General features: G+C 60.3%; 21 protein-coding genes (1 of these 21 running past the window's edge). 14 read left to right on the top strand and 7 right to left on the bottom strand.

Going from position 1 to position 20,486, the window contains the following annotated elements; all coding sequences use genetic code 11:
* Positions 1 to 2 precede the first annotated feature (2 nt).
* Positions 3 to 368, bottom strand: a complete 366-nt coding sequence (locus QA646_RS14075; RefSeq protein ID WP_283056043.1) for a hypothetical protein — start codon at positions 366 to 368, stop codon at positions 3 to 5.
* Positions 369 to 712: 344 nt separating this feature from the next.
* Here QA646_RS14075 and QA646_RS14070 point away from each other — a divergent pair, with 344 nt between their 5' ends.
* Positions 713 to 1,027 carry a hypothetical protein gene (locus QA646_RS14070; RefSeq protein ID WP_283056042.1) on the top strand — a complete coding sequence of 105 codons (315 nt, stop codon included), beginning with the start codon at positions 713 to 715 and terminating at the stop codon, positions 1,025 to 1,027.
* Positions 1,028 to 1,191: 164 nt separating this feature from the next.
* On the top strand, positions 1,192 to 1,368 hold the full coding sequence (locus QA646_RS14065) for a Flp family type IVb pilin (RefSeq protein WP_283056041.1): 177 nt from the start codon (positions 1,192 to 1,194) through the stop codon (positions 1,366 to 1,368).
* A gap of 39 nt (positions 1,369 to 1,407) precedes the next feature.
* On the opposite strand, the gene QA646_RS14060 is transcribed toward QA646_RS14065, so the two are convergent.
* Positions 1,408 to 2,292: a methyltransferase domain-containing protein gene (locus QA646_RS14060; RefSeq protein ID WP_283056040.1), complete on the bottom strand. Its 885-nt coding sequence runs from the start codon at positions 2,290 to 2,292 to the stop codon at positions 1,408 to 1,410.
* A gap of 86 nt (positions 2,293 to 2,378) precedes the next feature.
* Between QA646_RS14060 and QA646_RS14055 the strand changes: the two genes are divergently transcribed.
* The 5 genes from QA646_RS14055 to QA646_RS14035 are packed head-to-tail and all read left to right on the top strand — an operon-like array spanning position 2,379 to position 5,349.
* Positions 2,379 to 3,155: a ComF family protein gene (locus QA646_RS14055; protein ID WP_283056039.1), complete on the top strand. Its 777-nt coding sequence runs from the start codon at positions 2,379 to 2,381 to the stop codon at positions 3,153 to 3,155.
* A gap of 30 nt (positions 3,156 to 3,185) precedes the next feature.
* Positions 3,186 to 3,443: a glutaredoxin 3 gene (gene grxC / locus QA646_RS14050; RefSeq protein ID WP_283056038.1), complete on the top strand. Its 258-nt coding sequence runs from the start codon at positions 3,186 to 3,188 to the stop codon at positions 3,441 to 3,443.
* A gap of 24 nt (positions 3,444 to 3,467) precedes the next feature.
* Positions 3,468 to 4,325: a carbon-nitrogen hydrolase family protein gene (locus QA646_RS14045; protein WP_283056037.1), complete on the top strand. Its 858-nt coding sequence runs from the start codon at positions 3,468 to 3,470 to the stop codon at positions 4,323 to 4,325.
* Positions 4,322 to 4,750 carry a DUF1178 family protein gene (locus QA646_RS14040; RefSeq protein WP_283056036.1) on the top strand — a complete coding sequence of 143 codons (429 nt, stop codon included), beginning with the start codon at positions 4,322 to 4,324 and terminating at the stop codon, positions 4,748 to 4,750. Before QA646_RS14045 ends, QA646_RS14040 begins: the two co-directional genes overlap by 4 nt.
* Positions 4,750 to 5,349 carry a DUF3291 domain-containing protein gene (locus QA646_RS14035; RefSeq protein ID WP_283056035.1) on the top strand — a complete coding sequence of 200 codons (600 nt, stop codon included), beginning with the start codon at positions 4,750 to 4,752 and terminating at the stop codon, positions 5,347 to 5,349. The genes QA646_RS14040 and QA646_RS14035 overlap by 1 nt, the downstream gene beginning before the upstream one ends.
* 3 nt (positions 5,350 to 5,352) lie before the next feature.
* Here QA646_RS14035 and QA646_RS14030 read toward each other — a convergent pair whose 3' ends face one another.
* From QA646_RS14030 to QA646_RS14015, 4 genes are all read right to left on the bottom strand, one after another.
* Positions 5,353 to 5,475 carry a type II toxin-antitoxin system RelE/ParE family toxin gene (locus QA646_RS14030; RefSeq protein WP_283056034.1) on the bottom strand — a complete coding sequence of 41 codons (123 nt, stop codon included), beginning with the start codon at positions 5,473 to 5,475 and terminating at the stop codon, positions 5,353 to 5,355.
* Positions 5,476 to 5,502: 27 nt separating this feature from the next.
* A complete protein-coding gene (ubiG, locus tag QA646_RS14025; RefSeq protein ID WP_283056033.1) occupies positions 5,503 to 6,249 on the bottom strand; it encodes a bifunctional 2-polyprenyl-6-hydroxyphenol methylase/3-demethylubiquinol 3-O-methyltransferase UbiG in 747 nt (248 codons plus the stop codon).
* 163 nt (positions 6,250 to 6,412) lie between these two features.
* Positions 6,413 to 7,660: a YbfB/YjiJ family MFS transporter gene (locus tag QA646_RS14020; protein WP_283056032.1), complete on the bottom strand. Its 1,248-nt coding sequence runs from the start codon at positions 7,658 to 7,660 to the stop codon at positions 6,413 to 6,415.
* A 78-nt stretch (positions 7,661 to 7,738) separates the two neighbouring features.
* Positions 7,739 to 8,356 (bottom strand): TetR/AcrR family transcriptional regulator, encoded by a 618-nt coding sequence (locus QA646_RS14015; RefSeq protein ID WP_283056031.1) that lies wholly within the window; start codon positions 8,354 to 8,356, stop codon positions 7,739 to 7,741.
* 342 nt (positions 8,357 to 8,698) lie between these two features.
* Here QA646_RS14015 and QA646_RS14010 point away from each other — a divergent pair, with 342 nt between their 5' ends.
* The 7 genes from QA646_RS14010 to QA646_RS13980 all read left to right on the top strand — a co-directional run bounded on the left by QA646_RS14010 (position 8,699) and on the right by QA646_RS13980 (position 18,884).
* Complete coding sequence (locus tag QA646_RS14010; protein WP_104824476.1) at positions 8,699 to 9,973, top strand: aspartate kinase; 1,275 nt, start codon at positions 8,699 to 8,701, stop codon at positions 9,971 to 9,973.
* A gap of 101 nt (positions 9,974 to 10,074) precedes the next feature.
* On the top strand, positions 10,075 to 12,342 hold the full coding sequence (ptsP, locus tag QA646_RS14005; protein WP_283056029.1) for a phosphoenolpyruvate--protein phosphotransferase: 2,268 nt from the start codon (positions 10,075 to 10,077) through the stop codon (positions 12,340 to 12,342).
* A 32-nt stretch (positions 12,343 to 12,374) separates the two neighbouring features.
* Entirely contained in the window at positions 12,375 to 13,454 is a 1,080-nt protein-coding gene (gene prfA, locus QA646_RS14000) for a peptide chain release factor 1 (protein ID WP_283056028.1), read from the top strand.
* On the top strand, positions 13,451 to 14,326 hold the full coding sequence (gene prmC, locus QA646_RS13995; protein ID WP_283056027.1) for a peptide chain release factor N(5)-glutamine methyltransferase: 876 nt from the start codon (positions 13,451 to 13,453) through the stop codon (positions 14,324 to 14,326). The genes prfA and prmC overlap by 4 nt, the downstream gene beginning before the upstream one ends.
* A 346-nt stretch (positions 14,327 to 14,672) precedes the next feature.
* Positions 14,673 to 15,353, top strand: a complete 681-nt coding sequence (locus tag QA646_RS13990; RefSeq protein ID WP_283056026.1) for a DUF4167 domain-containing protein — start codon at positions 14,673 to 14,675, stop codon at positions 15,351 to 15,353.
* A 278-nt stretch (positions 15,354 to 15,631) separates the two neighbouring features.
* Positions 15,632 to 18,232, top strand: a complete 2,601-nt coding sequence (gene clpB / locus QA646_RS13985; protein WP_283056025.1) for an ATP-dependent chaperone ClpB — start codon at positions 15,632 to 15,634, stop codon at positions 18,230 to 18,232.
* Positions 18,233 to 18,374: 142 nt separating this feature from the next.
* Positions 18,375 to 18,884: an AAA family ATPase gene (locus tag QA646_RS13980; RefSeq protein ID WP_283056024.1), complete on the top strand. Its 510-nt coding sequence runs from the start codon at positions 18,375 to 18,377 to the stop codon at positions 18,882 to 18,884.
* A 16-nt stretch (positions 18,885 to 18,900) separates the two neighbouring features.
* Here QA646_RS13980 and QA646_RS13975 read toward each other — a convergent pair whose 3' ends face one another.
* Positions 18,901 to 20,486, bottom strand: the 3' portion of a protein-coding gene (locus QA646_RS13975; protein ID WP_283056023.1) for a M23 family metallopeptidase. Its footprint extends 364 nt past the window's final position; only the last 1,586 of its 1,950 coding nucleotides appear in the window; its start codon lies off the right edge, out of view; its stop codon occupies positions 18,901 to 18,903.

The following is a 20,486-nucleotide window of genomic DNA, read 5'->3' as shown; positions in this document are numbered from 1 at the left end:
GATCAGATTTCCCTGAAGCGGAACTTCGATTTCTCAAGTTGATCGAGGCTGTTTGCTTTCGGATCTCTGCCAGACGGATCCGCCTTCGATGCTCCCCGCAGCAACTCCCTCAGCATTTCCGACTGTCTGGCCGAATCCCAGCGAATTGCCTCCAGATGTTCGAGCATCAATCCAAAGGCAAAAATCGCGGCGCCGCGAAATGCGTTTAGAAGTGCAGCGACCAGTCCGGCGAAAAAGCCACCGATGCCTCCGATGGCGAGCATCGAAATGGCTACAACGACCGCTAGGGCTATAACGAGGCCGCCGACGACTTTAAACAACCCGCCATAAATCAGCTCCTCTACAACTAATAATAATACTATTTTCATAAAGTAGATCATTGCGAGCAAACATCAATATCAATTTATTGGTGTATTTCATATTAGAATTATTTCATTGCGTGTGAGCTCCAAAGGGATTTGGCGTCGAATGATGTGCTGGATCTCTTTGGCGTCTGCCGCGCGTATGTTTAACGCGTCAGGGGCGCAGACAGCAGATATGGTTAACAAAAATTAGCCATTTGGAATCAGCCCAGTAACCCGAATCGGGCACTGTCCCAGAGTGTTAGGTCTCTTTAATTTGCATGTGGATATTAAGGGATCGTTTATGACCTTCTGGCATTGAATGAGCTCAATCAAGCGGTTGGTGTGGGCGTTAAAGAAGGCTTGACATTATGGACGACGATTTCTGGAAAGCTGTTCAGGAAAAAGAGCAGTCGTATTCCTCGTCGCGCAAGACGGGCGCGTTGAATATCGCCTTGCTGTTCGGAACGGCGGCGGTTGCGCTTTCTCTTATCCTGACGCCAATGCTTTCCGACAAATCCAAGTCCAGCGTGCTCGCCAGCGCGCCTGATTTCGACAACATCACCACCGGCTCCATCCCGCAGACGGAAAACGGCAAGCGTTACACGATCCGCCGTAGCGTGCTGCAGCAGGAGCCCGGTTCGGTCTGCATCATCCAAGGCTATGGCGCCGACAGCGGCTGCTGACTGTTATACTGGTAAAGCCTATCGGGTGCATGATGGCGCCGGATACGCTCGTTTTCAGATGCTGGAGCGGAATGCTTTCCCGCTCTGTTCCTTTGTTTTTACGCAATTCCGAAGGGAAAACCGCTTCGCACTTTTCCCGGCATTGCTTTAGGAGTTTGAAGCGTATGCGTACCGTACAGCGTTTTTTTCATGACAAGACCGGTGCCACGGTCATCGAATATGGCCTGATCGCCGCGTTGATGTCGGTAGCGATCATCAGCGGCGTCGGCGCTTTCGGCAACAGCCTGTCAGCGATGTTCAATTACATCTCTGACACAGTCACGAACTCGCCGGCTAATTGACGCGGCTCACTGAGCTCAGCGAACCCGGGTCCGATCCATTCACTGTTTCAGCTTGTGTTCTTCGACCTTCAGCGCGTCGGCAAGCCGTGCTTTGGCTGAGCCGGGTTGCAGCGGTTTCTGCTGGCTTTCATGCGGCGTCCAGCCGGACACATAGATGATCGAGAATGTCGCCCTTATTCTCCCGTCGGGATCGGAATAGCGTTCGGCATAGAGTTCGGCAGCGCGCAGGAAGAAAGCGCGCGTCAGCGGCTTGCGGCTGCGATCGGCGAGCGGATTGGTCATGCCCATGGCACGCAGGTCCCGCATCAACGCGAAGAGATTGTCGTAGCGCACCGTATACGTCTCAGCGTCGATGACCGGCAAAGTGAAACCGGCACGCTGAAGCAGGCCACCGACATCGCGAACATCGGCAAAGGGGATGACGCGCGGGCTCGCGCCGCCGGTCAGCTCGATCTCGGTTGCGAGCAGCACCTCGCGCAATTCCTGCAGTGTGCCGGAGCCAGGGATCGCGGCCAGAAACAGGCCATCGGCCTTCAGCGCGCGGCGGATCTGGATGAAGACGCCGGGTGTATCGTTGGTGAGATGCAGGCTGAGCGGCGACAGGACGAGGTTGACCGATTCCGCTTCCAGCGGCAGCTCCTCCAACGGGGCTTCGATCAATTCCTCGCCGGCCGCGGCGAAACCGGCCTCGCTTTCGAGGCGCCTGATACTACCGATCTTGCCGGTCGCGAAGGCCTCACGTGCGGCAATCCCGGTTGCGCCGTGCAGTTCCACTGCCTCGTCGAAATGTCGCTCGATGACGGCAAGCCGTTCGGCCAGCTCGTGGGCGGCGATGTCCAGCAGGAAGGTCGCCTTCTGGTCTCCCTGGGCAAGCGCGCGGCGCCTGCGGGCGGCGAGCAGCGATTGGTCGAAGACAATTTCCATGACGGTTTCCTGCAATCATTGATGGGGCATAGCGGCCACGCGGTTTTCCTTCGCAAAGGCGCCAGGAAAAAGCTAGTGTCAATCATATGGGGATGATGGGACGCGAAATCACGGTATCGATGCTGCGGGCCGGCTTGATAAAGCCGTGGTCGGCACTGGCCGATCTCATCTATCCGCCCGCTTGCGCCGGCTGCGGCACCTTGACGGGCGCGCATCGCAGCCTTTGCCCCGCCTGCTGGTCCGGCATCCGATTCATCGAGCGGCCCTATTGCGAAGTGCTGGGAAGCCCGTTTTCCCATGATCTCGGCACGGGGATTTTGAGCGCCGAGGCGATCGCCGATCCACCCGTGTTCGATCGGCTGCGCTCGGCTGCCATTCACGACGGGGTGGTGCGCGATCTCGTGCTTGGATTGAAATATCGCGACCGCACCGATCTGGCGCCGATGATGGCCGGCTGGATGCTGCGCGCCAGCGACGGCACGATTGCCGCCTGCGACGCCATCATTCCGGTGCCGCTACACCGGACGCGGCTCTTTTCGCGCAAATACAATCAGGCGGCGGAACTTGCCCGCCACTTGGCGCGGCTTTCGGGCAAACCGCTGCTGGCGGCGACATTGCTGCGCACCAAGCGGACGACCCAGCAGGTCGGCCTCGGGGCAAGGGCGCGCGAGGACAATGTGCGCGGCGCTTTCGCGATCCCGGAAGGCAGGGCTGGCGATGTCTTCGGCCGTCGGATCGTGCTGGTCGATGACGTCTATACGACCGGCGCCACGGTTACCGCGGCGACACGCGTGTTGAAAAAAGCCGGCGTGGCGGACGTAACCGTTTTAACCTTTGCAAGGGCTGTCGGCGATCCTATATGACAGTAAACCTGTCTTTTTTCGGAGTGGATCATGGCATCCGTCGTCATTTATACGCGTGAATTCTGTGGCTATTGTACCCGGGCAAAATCGCTGCTCGACTCCAAGGGCGTCGATTATGTCGAACACAACGCCACCTATTCGCCCGAGTTGCGCCAGGAGATGATTTCCAAGGCGAAGGGTCGTTCGACCTTCCCGCAAATCTTCATCAATGGCGAGCATGTCGGCGGATGTGATGATATTCATGCGCTCGACCAGGCGGGCAAGCTCGATCTGCTGCTTGCTGCCTGAGCCGGACAAAATGGGGAGAGAACAATGACCTTCAAGGCCGCCGCCATTCAGATGTGCTCCGGTGTCAATCCGGTGAGGAACGCCGCCGACATGGCGCGGCTGGTTCGCGAAGCAGCGGCAAAAGGTGCGGTCTATGTGCAGACGCCGGAAATGACCGGAGCGGTGCAGAAGGATCGGCCGGGTCTGCGCGCGGTGCTGCGCGACGAAGCCAATGATATCGTCGTCAAGACGGCAGCGGAGCTCGCTCAGGAACTCGGCATCCACGTACATGTCGGTTCGACGGCGATCGCGCTCGATGATGGCAAGATCGCCAATCGCGGCTTTCTCTTCGGCCCGGACGGCAAGCTGCTCAGCCGTTACGACAAGATCCACATGTTCGACGTCGATCTCGACAATGGCGAGAGCTGGCGCGAAAGCGCTGTTTATCGTCCCGGCTCCGAGGCGCGCATCGTGTCGTTGCCCTTTGCCGAACTTGGCTTTTCCATTTGCTACGACGTGCGCTTTCCGCAGCTCTTCCGCGCCCAGGCCGTTGCCGGCGCCGAGGTGATGACGGTGCCGGCCGCCTTCACAAGACAGACGGGCGAGGCGCATTGGGAAATCCTGCTTCGGGCCCGCGCCATCGAAAACGGCATGTTCGTTATTGCGGCTGCTCAGGCAGGTACGCATGAGGATGGCCGCGAGACTTTCGGCCATTCGATGATCATCGATCCCTGGGGTAAGGTCCTGGCATCGGCCGGCGGCACGGGCGAAGCAGTTGTCATTGCCGAGATCGATGTCGCAGCGGTCAAATCCGCTCACGACAAGATCCCAAATCTTAAGAATGCGCGCGAGTTTTCGCTGGAGAAGATCGCGACGCCGGCGGCTGGAGGCGTCGCTGCTTGATCCGCTATTCGCTGAGATGTGACAGTGCCCATGAGTTCGAGGGCTGGTTTTCGGAAAGCGCCGATTTCGACCGGCAGGTCGCAAGCGGTTTCCTGACCTGCCCCGTCTGCAATTCGGGTGCGATCTCGAAACTCCTGATGGCGCCGTCGGTTTCCACGGGGCGCAAGAAGGAGGAATTGCAGACGCTTGCCATGGATATCGCGCGCAAGGAGGCCCTGACCAAGCTCAAAGAGGCCGTCGATGCCATCAAGGCCAATACCGAGGACGTCGGCACGAAATTCCCGGAAGAGGCCCGCAAGATCCACTATGGCGAGGCGGACGCGAGAGGCATCATCGGCAAGGCGACGCCGGATGAGGCGCAGGCGCTGGTCGAAGAGGGCATCGAGATCGCCGCTATCCCGGTATTGCCGGACGACATCAACTGATGCCCAGCGGCAAGCATCTGGCAATGTATAATTTCGGGCTGCATGTCGCGCCTTACGGCAGCCCCGCGGTCGAAGGTTTTCGCTTGCGGGAAGCGGCAAATTTCGAGGCAGCCGCCCGCGCCCACGGCTTCATCGGCCGCTCCGGCTACGATGGCGACCCGGGACCGGCAAGTTGGGGCAAGCAGGTTTTTCCGCGATTCATCGACGGTAGCGGCTTTGCGACGGCGCCGTCTTCGCTGTCTCTTTGGACCGATATCGAATCCCTCATGGCCTTCAGCTATAGCGGCGTTCACGCCGATGCGCTGAAGCATGCGCGGCACTGGAACGTGAAACAACGTTGGCCGGCGCTGGTTCTGTGGTGGATGGATGGCGGTGTCATTCCGGAATGGAAAGACGGTGCCAAGCGGCTGGAGCGGCTTCACGATGAAGGGCCGAGCGCGGCGGCGTTTTCGTTCAAGCAGCCGTATGGCGCTGACGGGAATATGACAGTGATTGACCGTGAGCGGGTGAAACGGCTAACCGCTGAGAACGCTGAAGGTCAAAGCGATTTGTTGACGCATGTTTTAAAGCTGAGGGTTCGAGCCTCGCAAGCTGAGTGAATATTAACTTTCCGGAAACAACACGCGCTCGTAGTCCCGAGCGCCGCGCAAAACACGCAATACTTCTACGACCGATTCTTTGATTCGGTAGAAGATCAAGTAGTCGCCATGTGGACGCGACGACACGATAGATCGCTGGCGGAAAGGACACTTTCATTCCGCCCGCTTTGCCAGCAGCATATAGTTCACGTCCATGTCCTTCGACAGGTTCCATCGGTCCTGCAGCGGCGAATAGAAGACGCCGGTGCGGGCGATGATGTCTAGGCCGTTTGCGGCAAGTGGCTTTTCGATCTCTTCCGGGCGGACAAGCTTTTCATATTGATGCGTGCCGCGTGGCAGCCACCGCAGGACGTTTTCGGCGGCGAAGATGGCGAGTGCCGCGGCTTTCATGGTCCGATTGATGGTGGCGACGAACATCAGGCCGCCGGGGCGCACCATCTTAGCGCAGGTCGAAAGGAAAAATTCGACATCGGCAACGTGTTCCACCACTTCCATATTCAAAACGATATCGAAAGTCTCGCCGGCCTCAGCCAGTTGCTCGGCGGTGACGGCTCGGTAGTCGACGGGAACGCCGGAGGCTTTCGCATGGGTCGAGGCAATGCCGATGTTCTTTTCGGAAGGATCGGCGCCGACGACCGAGGCACCCATGCGCGCCACCGGCTCCGACAGCAATCCGCCGCCACAGCCGATATCGAGCACGCGCAGCCCCTCTAGCGGCCGGCCGCTCTTCGGGTCGTGGCCGAAATTCCTGCAGGCATGGTCACGAATATAGGCGAGCCGCACCGGATTGAACTTATGCAACGGCTTGAATTTGCCGGTCGGGCTCCACCATTCCGTAGCCATCGCGGAAAAGCGATCCACTTCGCTCTGGTCGATCGTGCTTTTCGCCGCTTTGGTCATGATCTCGCTCCTTGGTCTACGCGGCGTCACCCATCTGATTGTGCAAGCGACGCCCTGGTAGATGTGAAGTCGGACGATCGGAAGCTGATGTCAAGGGTTGGACTGTCTCAACGGCCATGGGTCGCATCCTCAGCGCGCCGGAACCAGCATGCGGCGCAGCTTTTCATTGCGCGCGATGTTTCCGGCTGCGCTTCACGCCGTTCAGGACATCCGCCAGCAAGGCGAGGACGAGCGCTGCCCCGCCGCAGAGGAAGATGATGCTGTAGTTTTCGCCGGTATGGATGAAGAGATAGGAATAGCCGTAGCCGCCGAGCGCCTGGAAGAGAGCGAACGCCGTCGTTGCCCGACTCCAGGCGGCGCGTTGGGCGACGTGGCTGTGCGGCAGGATTTCCTGGATGCGGCCGAGCACCAATGGCACGATGCCCGGTGTAAAGATGCCGAGCAGCACTGTGGCAAAGCCTATCAGCCAGGGATTGCCGGATGCGGCCAGAATGGCAGCTCCGACCGCCTGAAGCAAAAGAGCGACGCGATAGGCCGAGGCAAAGCCTATGCGGTCGGCGGCATAGCCCGTCAGTACCGGGCCGGTGGCGGCGGCAACGCCATAGAGCACCCAGCAGGCCGCTCCGATATCGGCACCACGACCAAGACCACGGGCGACATAGTCGACCAGCAGCACCATGACGGGCACGAGCCCGAGGGCATTGGCGGCATATTGGCCGTAGAGGATGCGCAGCGACCATTCGGCCTTTGCGGCGGGATGGCGGTGGGTGGTGGCATGTGTAGCAGGCAGTGGCGGATTGGTCGCCGGCCAGCCGAACCAACTGACGGCGGTCAGAATGAGCGACAGGACCCCCAAGCCGATCCAGGTTTCACGAAGACCGAGACGTAGCAGTGTCGGCACCAGTGTTCCCGAGGCGGCGATGCCGAGACCGAGGCCGAGGAAAATCATACCGCTGACGAAGCCGCGGCGGGAGACCGGAATGTGCGGCAGGATGGTGGTCGCGACGAGCACCATGATGGAGCCGCCGGCAAGACCGGAAAGGAAGCGCCAGACAAAGAACCAGGTGACGGAGACCGGAAAGGCGCAGGCGAAGAAGGCGGCAGTCGCGGCGACCATCAGCAGCCGCAGCGCCAGACGGTTGCCGAGACCGGCAGCCAGCGGCCGGCCGAGCAGCGCGCCGGCAAGGTATCCGGCAAAATTGGCTGCACCCAGCGTCACCGTATCGCCAGCCGAAAACCAATGCGCGCTGATGAGCGGCGGAATCAGCGGCGTATAAGCAAAGCGGGCGAGACCGATCGCGACGAGGCTCCCGCAGAGGCCGGCAATAGTGGCATACCAGGCTGCAGCGGTGAGGGGCGCGGGTTCGGCGACGGCGTGAGAGGCGTTCGAATGGCGTAGAGGGGCAGACATGGTGCAGCTTCTCTGTTCGGAGCGGTCTTGCCGCGTCCGGCTCGATGTTTCGTGGAGAAAGAGTTCTGTGCCGGAAGCTTACCCGTCCGGCCTGCTTTCGGGCAGCGGCCAGGGCAAGGTCAGCATAGCCATTGCCGGCCTCAGGATACCGTTCAGCAATTCGCGCTCGGGATGGACGCGGACAAGGGCGCGCAAACCGAACTGTACCGAGAGCAGCAATTTGGCGATGTCGTCAGGCGGCAGATTTGCCGGAATTTCACCGCTTGCCTGAGCGGCAACGACCGACCGAAGGAAAAAGGCCTCGATCTCGGCCGTCTCGTCAGCGACGACGCGCCGCATTTCCGGATCATCGGAACGCGCCTCAAGGACCGTGTTGACCAGCATGCAGCCGCGATGTTCGGTATCGGCCAGGGAACGCTCGACGACTTCCTGGAAGTAGCCGACAATGGTGAGGCCCGGCGAATAGGCTGCCTCCATCCGCGCGATGCGGCTGCGCAGGTTCCGGTCGAGATAGTGCTTCAGCACCTTCAGATAGAGGCGGCGCTTGTCACCGAAAGCATTATAGAGGCTCGCATGCGTCAGCCCCATGCGGTCGGTCAGATCGCGGGTGGAGGTTGCCTCATAACCCTTCGACCAGAATATCTCGCCCGCTGCTTCCAAAACGCTGTCCTCATCGAATTGCCGGGGTCTTGCCATGGGAGAGTTCTCGCAACCTGCTTGGAGGCAAATAATTATGGAGCGTCTGCTCCAAAACGTGATATAGAGCATCCGCTCTAATATGGCAAGTAGATCGGCTCTCCTTCATTGCCAACGAGAGCGCGCTCCGAAACAGGCGCAGGCCGAGCCTGAAAGTAGAGTATTGGGAGCGGAGGCTGGAAAGGCGACTGACCCTGCTATTGCACCCGCCTTCCAAACTCGTTAAGAGACGCCCCCATTGAGATCAAGCTTTTCCGGCTAATGTACCGGAGGGGCGATTTTGCATGCCGGGCTCGTAGCGTATCGGCCGCCCGGCGCTGGTACTGGTACTGGTAGAGGCACATGGCACGTATCGTTATGAAATTCGGCGGGACATCCGTCGCGGATCTGGACCGGATCAAGAATGTCGCCCGCCATGTGAAACGCGAGGTCGACGCGGGCCATGAGGTCGCAGTCGTCGTCTCCGCCATGTCCGGCAAGACCAACGAGCTGGTCGGCTGGGTGCAGAATACGCCCAAGGTCGCAGGTGCCGACCACTCGATCTATGATGCCCGTGAATATGATGCCGTCGTCGCTTCCGGCGAGCAGGTGACCTCCGGGTTGCTGGCGATCGCGCTGCAGGCGATGGGCATCAATGCTCGCTCCTGGCAGGGCTGGCAGATCCCGATCAGAACCGACAACGCCCACGGTGCGGCGCGCATTCTCGAAATCGACGGCGGTGAAATGGTCCGCCGCATGCAAGAGGGTCAGGTGGCCGTCGTCGCCGGCTTCCAGGGTCTTGGCCCCGACAACCGCGTCTCGACGCTCGGCCGCGGTGGTTCCGATACGTCGGCGGTGGCGATCGCCGCGGCCGTGAAGGCCGATCGCTGCGATATCTATACCGACGTCGACGGCGTCTATACGACTGATCCGCGCATCGAGCCGAAGGCGCGGCGTCTGAAGAAGATCGCTTTCGAAGAAATGCTGGAAATGGCCTCGCTCGGCGCCAAGGTGCTGCAGGTGCGCTCGGTCGAGCTGGCCATGGTCTTTAAGGTTCGCACCTTCGTGCGCTCATCTTTCGAGGATCCCGATGCTCCGGGCATGGGCGATCTGTTGAACCCGCCCGGAACGCTGATTTGTGACGAGGAAGAAATCGTGGAACAGGAAGTAGTCACCGGCATTGCTTATGCCAAGGATGAAGCCCAGATCTCGCTGCGCCGTCTCGCCGACCGGCCGGGCGTCTCCGCTGCGATCTTCGGGCCTTTGGCCGAAAGCCACATCAACGTCGATATGATCGTCCAGAACATTTCCGAGGACGGTTCCAAGACCGATATGACCTTCACGGTTCCTTCGGGCGATGTCGAAAAGGCGCTGCGCGTTCTTGGCGAAAACAAGGACAAGATCGGCTACGACGTCATCCAAAACGAATCAGGTCTCGTCAAAGTCTCCGTCATCGGCATCGGCATGCGTTCGCACGCTGGCGTTGCTGCGACTGCTTTCCGGGCACTTGCCGAAAAAGGCATCAACATCAAGGCTATTACGACGTCGGAAATCAAGATTTCCATCCTGATCGATGGTCCTTATGCAGAACTGGCAGTCAGGACTTTGCATTCCTGCTACGGTCTGGATAAGAGTTGATTCAGGACTGCTGACGAGGGACCGCGACGGAGGTGAGTTTCGGCCGGCCCTGACGTGGGCAAGTCAGGCATGACATCTTGATTTCGGGAGCTAGAGACGCAATGAGAGACCTATCCGGCGGTCCACGCGTTCTGCTCAAGCGGCTGCGCGAACTCATGGCGGAGCCGCTGGAGCCGCAAGAGCGTCTTGACCGGATCGTCCGCCAGATCGCCAGCAATATGGTCGCCGAAGTCTGCTCGGTCTACGTGCTGCGCGCCGATGGTGTGCTCGAGCTCTACGCCACCGAAGGTCTGAAGAAAGAAGCCGTCCACCTTTCGCAATTGAAGATGGGCCAGGGCCTGGTCGGCACGATCGCCGCTTCCGCCCAGCCGCTCAATCTCTCCGACGCGCAGTCACATCCCGCCTTCCGCTACCTGCCGGAAACCGGTGAAGAGGTCTATCACTCCTTCCTCGGCGTGCCGATCCTGCGTACCGGCCGCTCGCTAGGCGTTCTCGTCGTACAGAACAAGGCGAGCCGCAACTATCGCGAGGAGGAGCTGGAAGCGCTCGAAACGACGGCGATGGTGCTGGCCGAGATGATCGCAACCGGCGAGCTGAAGAAGATCACCAAGCCGGGCCTCGAACTCGATCTTACCCGCTCGGTCACCATCGATGGCGACAGCTACAATGAAGGTATCGGCCTCGGCTATGTCGTGCTGCATGAGCCCCGCATCGTCGTCACCAATCTTCTGAACGAGGATACCGAAAAGGAAATCCGCCGGCTGGCGGATGCGCTCGGTTCCCTGCGCATTTCGATCGACGACATGCTGTCGCGCCGCGACGTTTCCATGGAAGGCGAGCATCGCGAGGTCTTGGAAACCTACCGCATGTTCGCCCACGACCAGGGTTGGGTGCGCAAGCTGGAAGAGGCTGTCCGCAACGGCCTGACCGCGGAAGCCGCGGTCGAGAAGGTGCAGAGCGACACCAAGGCGCGGATGATGCGCCTGACCGACCCTTACCTGCGCGAGCGCATGCATGATTTCGAGGATCTGGCGAACCGGCTGCTCAGGCAGTTGATCGGCTATTCCGGCCGCACCGCCGCCGAAGGTTTCCCGAACGATGCGATCATCTTTGCGCGCGCCATGGGTGCTGCCGAGCTGCTCGACTATCCCCGCGCCAATATTCGCGGTTTGGTGCTGGAAGAAGGCGCGGTCACCAGCCACGTCGTCATCGTCGCCCGCGCCATGGGCATTCCGGTCGTCGGCCAGGCGGCGGGCGTGGTGGCACTTGCCGAAAACGGCGATGCCGTGATCATCGACGGCGATGGCGGCCATGTGCACCTGCGGCCGATGGCCGATCATCAGCGCTCCTACGAGGAAAAGGTGCGCTTCCGCGCCCGCCGGCAGGAGCAGTTCCGGGCGCTGCGCGCGGTCGAACCGGTCACCAAGGACGGACAGCGCATTTCGCTGCTGATGAATGCCGGTCTGCTGGTCGATCTGCCGCAGCTTGCCGAATCCGGCGCGGAAGGCATTGGCCTCTTCCGCACGGAACTGCAGTTCATGATCGCGTCCACCATGCCGAAGGCAGAGGAGCAGGAAGCCTTCTACCGCAACGTGATGAAGCAGGCCGGCGGCCGCGTCGTCACCTTCAGGACGCTCGATATCGGCGGCGACAAGGTCGTGCCCTATTTCCGCGCCCATGAGGAAGAGAATCCGGCGCTTGGTTGGCGCGCCATTCGCCTGTCGCTCGATCGGCCCGGCCTGCTGCGCACGCAGCTGCGCGCCATGCTGAAGGCGGCGGCGGACAGCGAATTGAAGATGATGGTGCCGATGGTCACCGAGGTCTCCGAGATCGAGGCGGTGCGCGAACTCGTGCAGAAGGAAGTGCAGCACCTGTCGCGCTTCGGCCATAGCCTGCCGCGGAAGTTTCAGTTCGGAGCGATGTTGGAGGTGCCGGCGCTGTTGTGGCAGTTGGACGAGCTGATGGCGGCGGTCGATTTCGTCTCGGTCGGTTCCAACGATCTCTTCCAGTTTTCGATGGCGGTCGATCGCGGCAATGCTCGCGTCGCCGATCGTTTCGATCCGCTCGGGCGCCCGTTCCTGCGCATCCTGCGCGACATCGTGCGCGCCGGCGAGCGCAACAAGACGCCGGTGACGCTTTGCGGCGAACTTGCCGGCAAGACGATTTCGGCCATGGCGCTGCTGGGTGTCGGCTTCCGCTCGGTGTCGATGTCGCCGGCATCCATCGGCCCGGTCAAGGCGATGCTGCTGGGCCTTGATCTCCAGGCATTGTCCGCGGTCATGGAAGAAGCGTTGAACGACACGCATCCGAAAGCCTCGATGCGCGATATCCTTGTCCGCTTCGCCGAGAGCCACAATATTCCATTGTAGACCAGAACGAATAAGAAGAATCGGAGTGTGGGGTGGCGAATCTTCCCATTGAAAAAATGCGCGAATTGGAGCGCCGTTTCGGTGAGATCGAAGCGCGTATGTCGGCCGGCCCGTCGGCAGACGTTTATGTGAAGCTCGCTTCCGAATATTCCGAATTGCAGCCCGTGGTCACCAAGATTCGCGACTACGAGAAGGCGATCGCCGAAGCTTCCGATCTCGAAACCATGCTCAACGACAAGTCGGTCGATCGCGAGATGCGGGATCTCGCCGAGATGGAGCTGCCGGAGGTCAAGGAGCGGATCGAGACGCTGGAGAAAGACATCCAGATCCTGCTGCTGCCGAAGGATGCTGCCGACGAGAAGAGCGCGATCCTGGAAATTCGCGCCGGTACCGGCGGTTCCGAAGCAGCACTTTTCGCAGGCGATCTCTTTCGCATGTATGAGCGCTTCGCAGCGAATAACGGCTGGAAGGTCGAAATCCTCTCGGCCAGCGATGGCGAAGCGGGCGGGTACAAGGAAATCATCGCGACCATCAGCGGCAAGGGTGTGTTCTCGCGGCTGAAATTCGAATCCGGCGTGCATCGCGTGCAGCGCGTGCCCGAAACCGAGGCGGGCGGGCGCATCCACACCTCGGCGGCGACCGTGGCCGTGCTGCCTGAAGCCGAGGAAATCGATATCGACATCCGCCCCGAGGATATCCGCATCGATACCATGCGCTCCTCCGGCGCCGGCGGTCAGCACGTCAACACGACGGACTCGGCGGTACGCATCACCCATCTTCCCTCGGGGATCGTGGTGACGAGTTCGGAAAAATCGCAGCATCAAAATCGCGCCAAGGCAATGCAGGTGCTGCGGTCGCGTCTCTTTGACATGGAGCGGCAGCGCGCCGACAGCGAACGATCCGCCGACCGCAAGAGCCAAGTTGGTTCCGGCGACCGCTCCGAGCGTATCCGCACCTACAATTTCCCGCAGGGCCGGGTTACCGACCACCGCATCAACCTGACGCTCTATAAGCTCGATCGGATGATGGAAGGCGAGATCGACGAGGTGGTCGATGCGCTCTTGGCGGATTATCAGGCGAGCCAGCTCGCCCAACTCGGCGAACAGGCATGAGCAGCGGGCAGAGGCCGACGGTCGCGGAGCTTTTCCAGGAGGTGCGTGCCCGCTTTATCGAGGCCGATCTCGATGATCCGGCCACGGAGGCGCGCATTCTTGTCGGCGGTCTTCTTAATCTTTCATCGACGGAGCTCATCACCCGTGGCTCGGATGTGGTGGCGCCGGAGCGGGTGGAAACGGCCCGCGCGGCGGTGGCGCGACGGCTCAATCACGAGCCGGTCCACCGTATCCTGGGCGAGCGGGAGTTCTACGGCCTGCCCTTGACGCTGTCGCCGGCGACGCTGGAGCCGCGGCCCGACACCGAAATCCTGGTCGATACCGTGTTGCCATATGCGCGACGCCTTGCGGAACAACATGGGAATATCCATATACTGGATCTAGGAACGGGAACCGGGGCCATATGTCTCGCGTTACTTCATGAATGCCCGCAAGCGACGGGCATCGGTTCCGATATTTCTGGCGAAGCTTTGGAAACGGCGCGGGCGAATGCGGCGCGCAACGGCTTGGCGGCACGGTTTGATACTGTGCAAGGAAGCTGGTTTGAAGCCATCAACGGTCGATTTCACGTGATTGTCTCAAATCCGCCCTATATTGAATCCAATGTCATTTCCACTCTCGCTCCAGAAGTAAAGAATTTCGATCCTCCGGCAGCTCTCGACGGCGGCCTTGATGGGCTGGATGCATATAGAGCGATCGCAAGAGATGCGGCACGGTTTCTGTACCGAGATGGTATTGTCGGAGTGGAAATCGGCCATAATCAACGCAAAACGGTGACTTCGGTTTTTGAAGGAGCAGGATTTTTTCTTATCGACGCAATTCGGGACTACGGCCATAACGACCGAGTTCTCGTGTTTAAACATCATGATTGACGCGACAATTTGCTGCAGGTTCATGGGACCTTGTTGTTATCGCAAAGAAAAGGCTTGGATTTCCTGAGGAAGCAATATAGGTTGCGCTCACGCGTTGGGCGGCTGGGAATAGGCGAGACGATTCGCCTGTCTTGGACAGCCTCGGGGAACCACTCTCTGGTAAGAGTGTCAAAGGTTGAAGATAACCCAATGCGTGATCAGTTAATCTGACGTAGTCGAGCGGCAGACAGGCGCATAAGGCGCAGTTTGCTTGCGGTACGCAGGCCCTGGCTCGGAAGATTCCGGCCACGGCGGCAGGTGCCGTGTATAATTTCATCCCAACTAAGAGAATTCAGGTGAAGGATCTATGAGGCCAGGACAGCAGAATAAGCGCGGTCGGGGGCGTGGCAACAACGGCGGCGGCGGCGGAAATAACAATAACAATTTCAACCGCAAGGGCTCCAACCCGCTGACCAGGACTTACGACAGCTCCGGTCCCGATGTGAAAATTCGCGGCACCGCGCAGCATATCGCCGAGAAGTATTCGGCTCTCGCCCGCGACGCGCAAAGCTCCGGCGACCGCGTCATGGCGGAAAACTATCTCCAGCACGCTGAACACTATAATCGGATCATCGCCAGCGCTCAGGCGCAGATGCAGGAACGCTATCAGCGCGACGAGCATCATAACTACAATGATCGCGACAATGCCGACCGCGACATCGATGATATCGATGCGAACGAGATGGACGACCAGCCGCAGATGGCTGCGCCTCGGGCACGTCAACAGCCTGCTCCCGCCGTTGCCGCAGTTCCTGCTCCCGAGCCGGAGGTTATCGATGGCACTGGCCCGCAGCCGGTGATCGAGGGTATTCCAGCTGAGGTGGCGATCGAAGAAGAGACGCCTGCCGCCGCGACCGAGCGTCAGCCGCGCCGCCGCAACGCTAGCAACCGTCCCCGCCGCCAGCCGCGCCGCAACGCCGATGGCGAAGGCAAGGGCGAGGCCGCATCGGGCGAAGCGCCCGCTTTGGCAGACGCCGCGTCGGAATAAAAGCTGCTTCGTGTGAACAGGTGGCTTCAGCAAACGCGGAGCACCAATTCCACTTCTGCACAACGCCGGTATGTGAATTGACCCCCGAAAGTTGGACATCAACCTCGGGGGTTTTTCATTTCCGTTGCTCTTTAAACTTTTCAAAACTCCTCCCATATTCTTCCCAGTTGCTTTGCCGCAAATCCTAGTAAGCGGCGGCGGGGTCTGCCTTTTCAGGGGGCTCAATCTCAAACATCGGTCTGCGCCTTTAAGGGCAGGGCGGTTCATGGAGGTCCGGTATGAATATTGAAAAATACTCCGAGCGGGTGCGGGGCTTTTTGCAATCCGCGCAGACCAATGCGTTGGCGCAGGGTCACCAGCAATTTACTCCCGAACATGTGCTGAAGGTGCTTCTGGACGACGATCAGGGCATGGCCGCGTCGCTGATCGAACGCGCCGGCGGCGATGCCAAGGCCGCGCGCCTTACCAATGATGCCGCACTGGCCAAATTGCCGAAAGTGTCTGGTGGCGACGGGCAGGTCTATCTTGCACAGCCGCTCGCCAAGGTGTTTACAACCGCGGAAGACGCCGCCAAAAAGGCCGGCGATAGTTTCGTCACCGTCGAACGCCTGTTGCAGGCCTTGGCGATGGAACCCTCGGCATCGACATCAGCCACTCTGAAGAATGCCGGCGTTACGCCCGTCGGGCTCAACCAGGTCATCAACGATATTCGCAAGGGTCGCACTGCCGATTCCGCCAATGCGGAACAGGGCTTCGACTCCTTGAAGAAATATGCCCGCGACCTCACTGCCGAGGCTCGCGAGGGCAAGCTCGATCCGGTCATCGGCCGCGACGACGAAATCCGTCGGACCATCCAGGTGCTGTCCCGCCGCACGAAGAACAATCCGGTTCTGATCGGGGAACCGGGCGTCGGCAAGACGGCGATCGTCGAAGGTTTGGCGCTGCGCATCGTCAACGGCGACGTGCCGGAATCGCTGAAGGACAAGAAGCTGATGGCGCTCGACATGGGTGCCTTGATTGCCGGCGCGAAATTCCGCGGCGAGTTCGAGGAGCGGCTGAAGGCCGTGCTCAACGAAGTGCAGTCGGAAAACGGCGAGATCATCCTCTTCATCGACGAGATGCATACCTTGGTCGGCGCTGGCAAGGCCGATGGCGCCATGGATGCCTCGAACCTCTTGAAGCCCGCGCTTGCCCGCGGTGAGCTGCATTGCGTCGGCGCAACGACGCTCGATGAATACCGCAAGCATGTCGAGAAGGACCCCGCGCTCGCCCGTCGTTTCCAGCCCGTCATGGTCGAAGAACCGACCGTCGAGGACACGATCTCGATCCTGCGTGGCTTGAAAGAAAAATACGAGCAGCATCACAAGGTCCGCATTGCCGATGCCGCCCTGGTGGCTGCCGCGACCTTGTCGAACCGCTATATCACCGACCGTTTCCTGCCGGACAAGGCCATCGACCTGATGGACGAAGCCGCCGCGCGGTTGCGCATGCAGGTGGATTCGAAGCCGGAAGAGCTTGACGAACTCGATCGACGGATCATCCAGCTCAAGATCGAGCGCGAAGCGCTGAAGAAAGAAACCGACCAGTCCTCGGCCGACCGGCTAAAGCGGCTGGAAACCGACCTTGCGGCGCTGGAAGAGGAAGCCGATGCGCTGACCGCGCGTTGGCAGGCCGAGAAGCAGAAGCTGGGCCTTGCCGCCGATCTGAAGAAAAAGCTCGACGAAGCCCGCAACGAACTGGCGATTGCTCAGCGCAAGGGTGAATTCCAGCGTGCCGGCGAGCTTGCCTATGGCGTGATCCCGAATCTGGAAAAGGATCTCCAGGCTGCCGAAGAGCAGGATGGCGGTCGCGATTCCATGGTGCAGGAAGTCGTCACCGCCGACAATATCGCCCATGTCGTCTCCCGCTGGACTGGGATTCCCGTCGACAAGATGCTGGAAGGCGAACGCGACAAGCTGCTCAGGATGGAAGACGAACTCGCGAAGTGGGTCGTCGGACAGGGCGATGCCGTTCAGGCGGTATCACGTGCCGTTCGCCGTTCACGCGCCGGTTTGCAGGATCCCAACCGGCCGATCGGCTCGTTCATCTTCCTCGGCCCAACCGGCGTCGGCAAGACGGAGCTCACCAAAGCGCTCGCCCGCTTCCTCTTCGACGACGAGACGGCGATGGTGCGTATGGATATGTCGGAATATATGGAGAAGCACTCCGTTGCCCGGCTGATCGGTGCTCCTCCCGGCTATGTCGGCTATGAGGAAGGCGGCGCGCTGACCGAATCCGTTCGCCGCCGGCCCTATCAGGTCGTGCTGTTCGACGAGATCGAGAAGGCCCATCCCGATGTTTTCAACGTCCTGCTCCAGGTTCTGGACGACGGACGCTTGACGGACGGCCAGGGCCGAACGGTCGATTTCCGCAATACCATGATCATCATGACCTCGAATCTCGGCGCCGAATATCTGACCCAACTGAAGGAAGGGGATGACAGCGATCTGGTGCGAGAGCAGGTGATGGATGTGGTGCGGACGCATTTCCGGCCGGAGTTCCTGAACCGCGTCGACGAGATCATCCTGTTCCATCGCCTGAAGCGCGAAGAGATGGGGGCGATCGTCAACATCCAACTGCAGCGGCTGCTGACCTTGTTGTCCGAACGCAAGATTACGCTCGAGCTCGACGACGATGCCCGCAATTGGCTCGCCAACAAGGGTTATGATCCGGTCTACGGCGCACGGCCGCTGAAGCGGGCGATTCAGAAATATGTCCAGGATCCGCTCGCGGAGCAGATCCTATCCGGCCAGGTGCCCGATGGATCGGTAGTCAAGGTGACCAGCGGTACGGACAGGCTGCTGTTCCGCCCGCGCCAACCGGTCAGCGCCGCAGCATAATAGCTGCGTCAGCACATCAACCCACGAGATGGCGGCTTTCGGGCCGCCATTTTGTTTTTCAGACCTGTTCGCAATCGTCTTGCTGCTGCAATCCGCTTCTGTGATGCTGCCGTAGACTTTGGAGGATGTTCGGAGGCGGATCATGCTTGTTATCTTCGGCGGTTTGCCGGGCAGCGGAAAAACCACGATCGCGCTCTCGCTGGCGGAGCGGCTGCAAGCCGTGCATGTTCGGGTGGACACGATCGAGCAGGCCTTGCGAGATTCGGGCATGTTAAACGCCGAGGTAGGGCCTGCCGGCTATATGGTTGCCTATGGGATCACCGAAGACAATCTTCGACTGGGAAGAACGGTAATCGCGGATTCGGTCAACCCCATCGGCATAACGCGTGATGCCTGGCTGCAGGTCGCAAAACGGGCCGGCACGCGCGCCATTGAGGTGGAGGTCGTCTGTTCTGACAAGGCCGAGCATCGCCGGCGCGCCGAAACCCGTTTGACGGATGTCGAAGGCCTCGTAAAGCCGTCCTGGGATGAGATCGTCAACCGAACCTATGACGATTGGGGCGGACGACAGATCGTCGTCGATACCGCCTATAAGAACGCTGACGATGCAGTTGGCGAGCTGATTGCTCTGCTACGGCGCGATGTCGCTTAGAAATTCCCGGCCTGTATCAATCCTTGCTCGCAACCTGCTTGGACTTGTCGTCGCTCAGAAGCGTGTCGATACGCTTGCGCTCATCCTCGAATTTGGCGAGCGCCTCGCCATCCAGCGTCTTGCCGCCGGGCAGGCGTATGCGCAGAGGGTCGACCTTGGTGCCGTTGACGATCAGTTCGTAATGCAGGTGCGGCCCGGTTGCGAGACCGGTCGAGCCGATGAAGCCGATGACCTGACCCTGCACCACTTTTGCGCCGGGTACGATACCTTTGGCAATGGCGCTCTGATGGTTGTAGGAGGAGACATAGCCGTTGGCGTGACGGAGCAATGTCTGATTGCCGAAGCCGCCAGAATCCCAGCCGGCTTTTTCCACGATACCGTTGCCGGCGGCGATGATCGGCGTGCCGCGCGGGGCTGCCCAATCGACGCCGGTATGCATGCGCGCAAATCCGAGGATCGGATGGCGGCGCATGCCGAAGCCGGACTTGAAGATACCGGTCGGGACAGGATTGCGCAGCAGGAATTGGCGGATGCTCTTGCCGTTTTCGTCGAAGTAATCGATCGAATGATCGTCGGGACCTTCGAAACGATAGAAACGGGTGACGGTGTCGCCGAATTTGGCGTTGACGTAGAGCAGTTCGGAATCGGCTGTCGCCTGGCCGTTTTCGTCGGCGACGGAGAAGAAGGCTTCGAGCGAATCCGTCGGCTTCAATTGCGCCTGGAAATCGACATTGCTGGCGAGCAGCTTGACGATCTGCGCCACCATCTGCTGGGTCATGCCGTAGGAGAGGGCGGCCCGGTAAATGCCGTCATAGACGCTCGGCAAATCGCGGCCGGCTGTGGTTGTGGGCGCGTCGTTGTCGAAGGCGGTAGCAATGGCATCGAGCATCGGAGGTTCGCTGCCGGCAACGAAATCGCCATGATCATTTTCAGCGACCGTCAGCACATGCTTGGTGCCGCGGTAGATGCTGGCGCGGATGATCTTTGCCTGCTCACCTTTCTGCAGGATGCCGATGCGCAGTACGTCGCCGCCGGAAAGCTCGGACGAGCCGAATAGCGGCTCGATCTTGGCCGCGATGTCGCCGGCATCCGCTTTGAGGTAGCCGGCATTGGTAAGCGCCGTCTCGATCGGCGTATCTTCGCGCACCGGAATGATGTCGTCGGCAAATTCCTGCGTCTGCGGCGTGACCGCTTCGGGAGCGGATACCGACATGTTCTCTTCGACGACGCGGGCGGCAAGCCCGGCTGTCAGATCGACATCGGTGTCGTCGGTCGCAAAGCGGCGCGGATCGACATAATAGAGGGCGGAAAGCTGGGTGTTGCCGTCAATCAGCACGGAGCCGTTGGAACGAACATTCGCCTCGACTTCATCGAGCGACATCGAACCGGCAAGCGGGAAGGGCACATCCTTGGCCGGAAAGGGCACGGTTTTCAGGCTGACCTCGGATTCCACATCGGAACCATAGATCGCACCCGTGCGATTGGCCGCCGGCGGGATATTTTCATCGGCGGAAAAGATCGCCAGCGGATCGAAGGCAGGATAGCTCTCGGTGGCGACGCGCTTGGTGGCGAGCGCGATCTTCACATGCGCGAAGGGCTGGC

The sequence above is a fragment of the Rhizobium sp. CB3090 genome, from assembly GCF_029714285.1.
In the GTDB taxonomy this organism is placed as follows: domain Bacteria; phylum Pseudomonadota; class Alphaproteobacteria; order Rhizobiales; family Rhizobiaceae; genus Rhizobium.
This window is presented reverse-complemented; position numbering and strand designations above follow the sequence as displayed.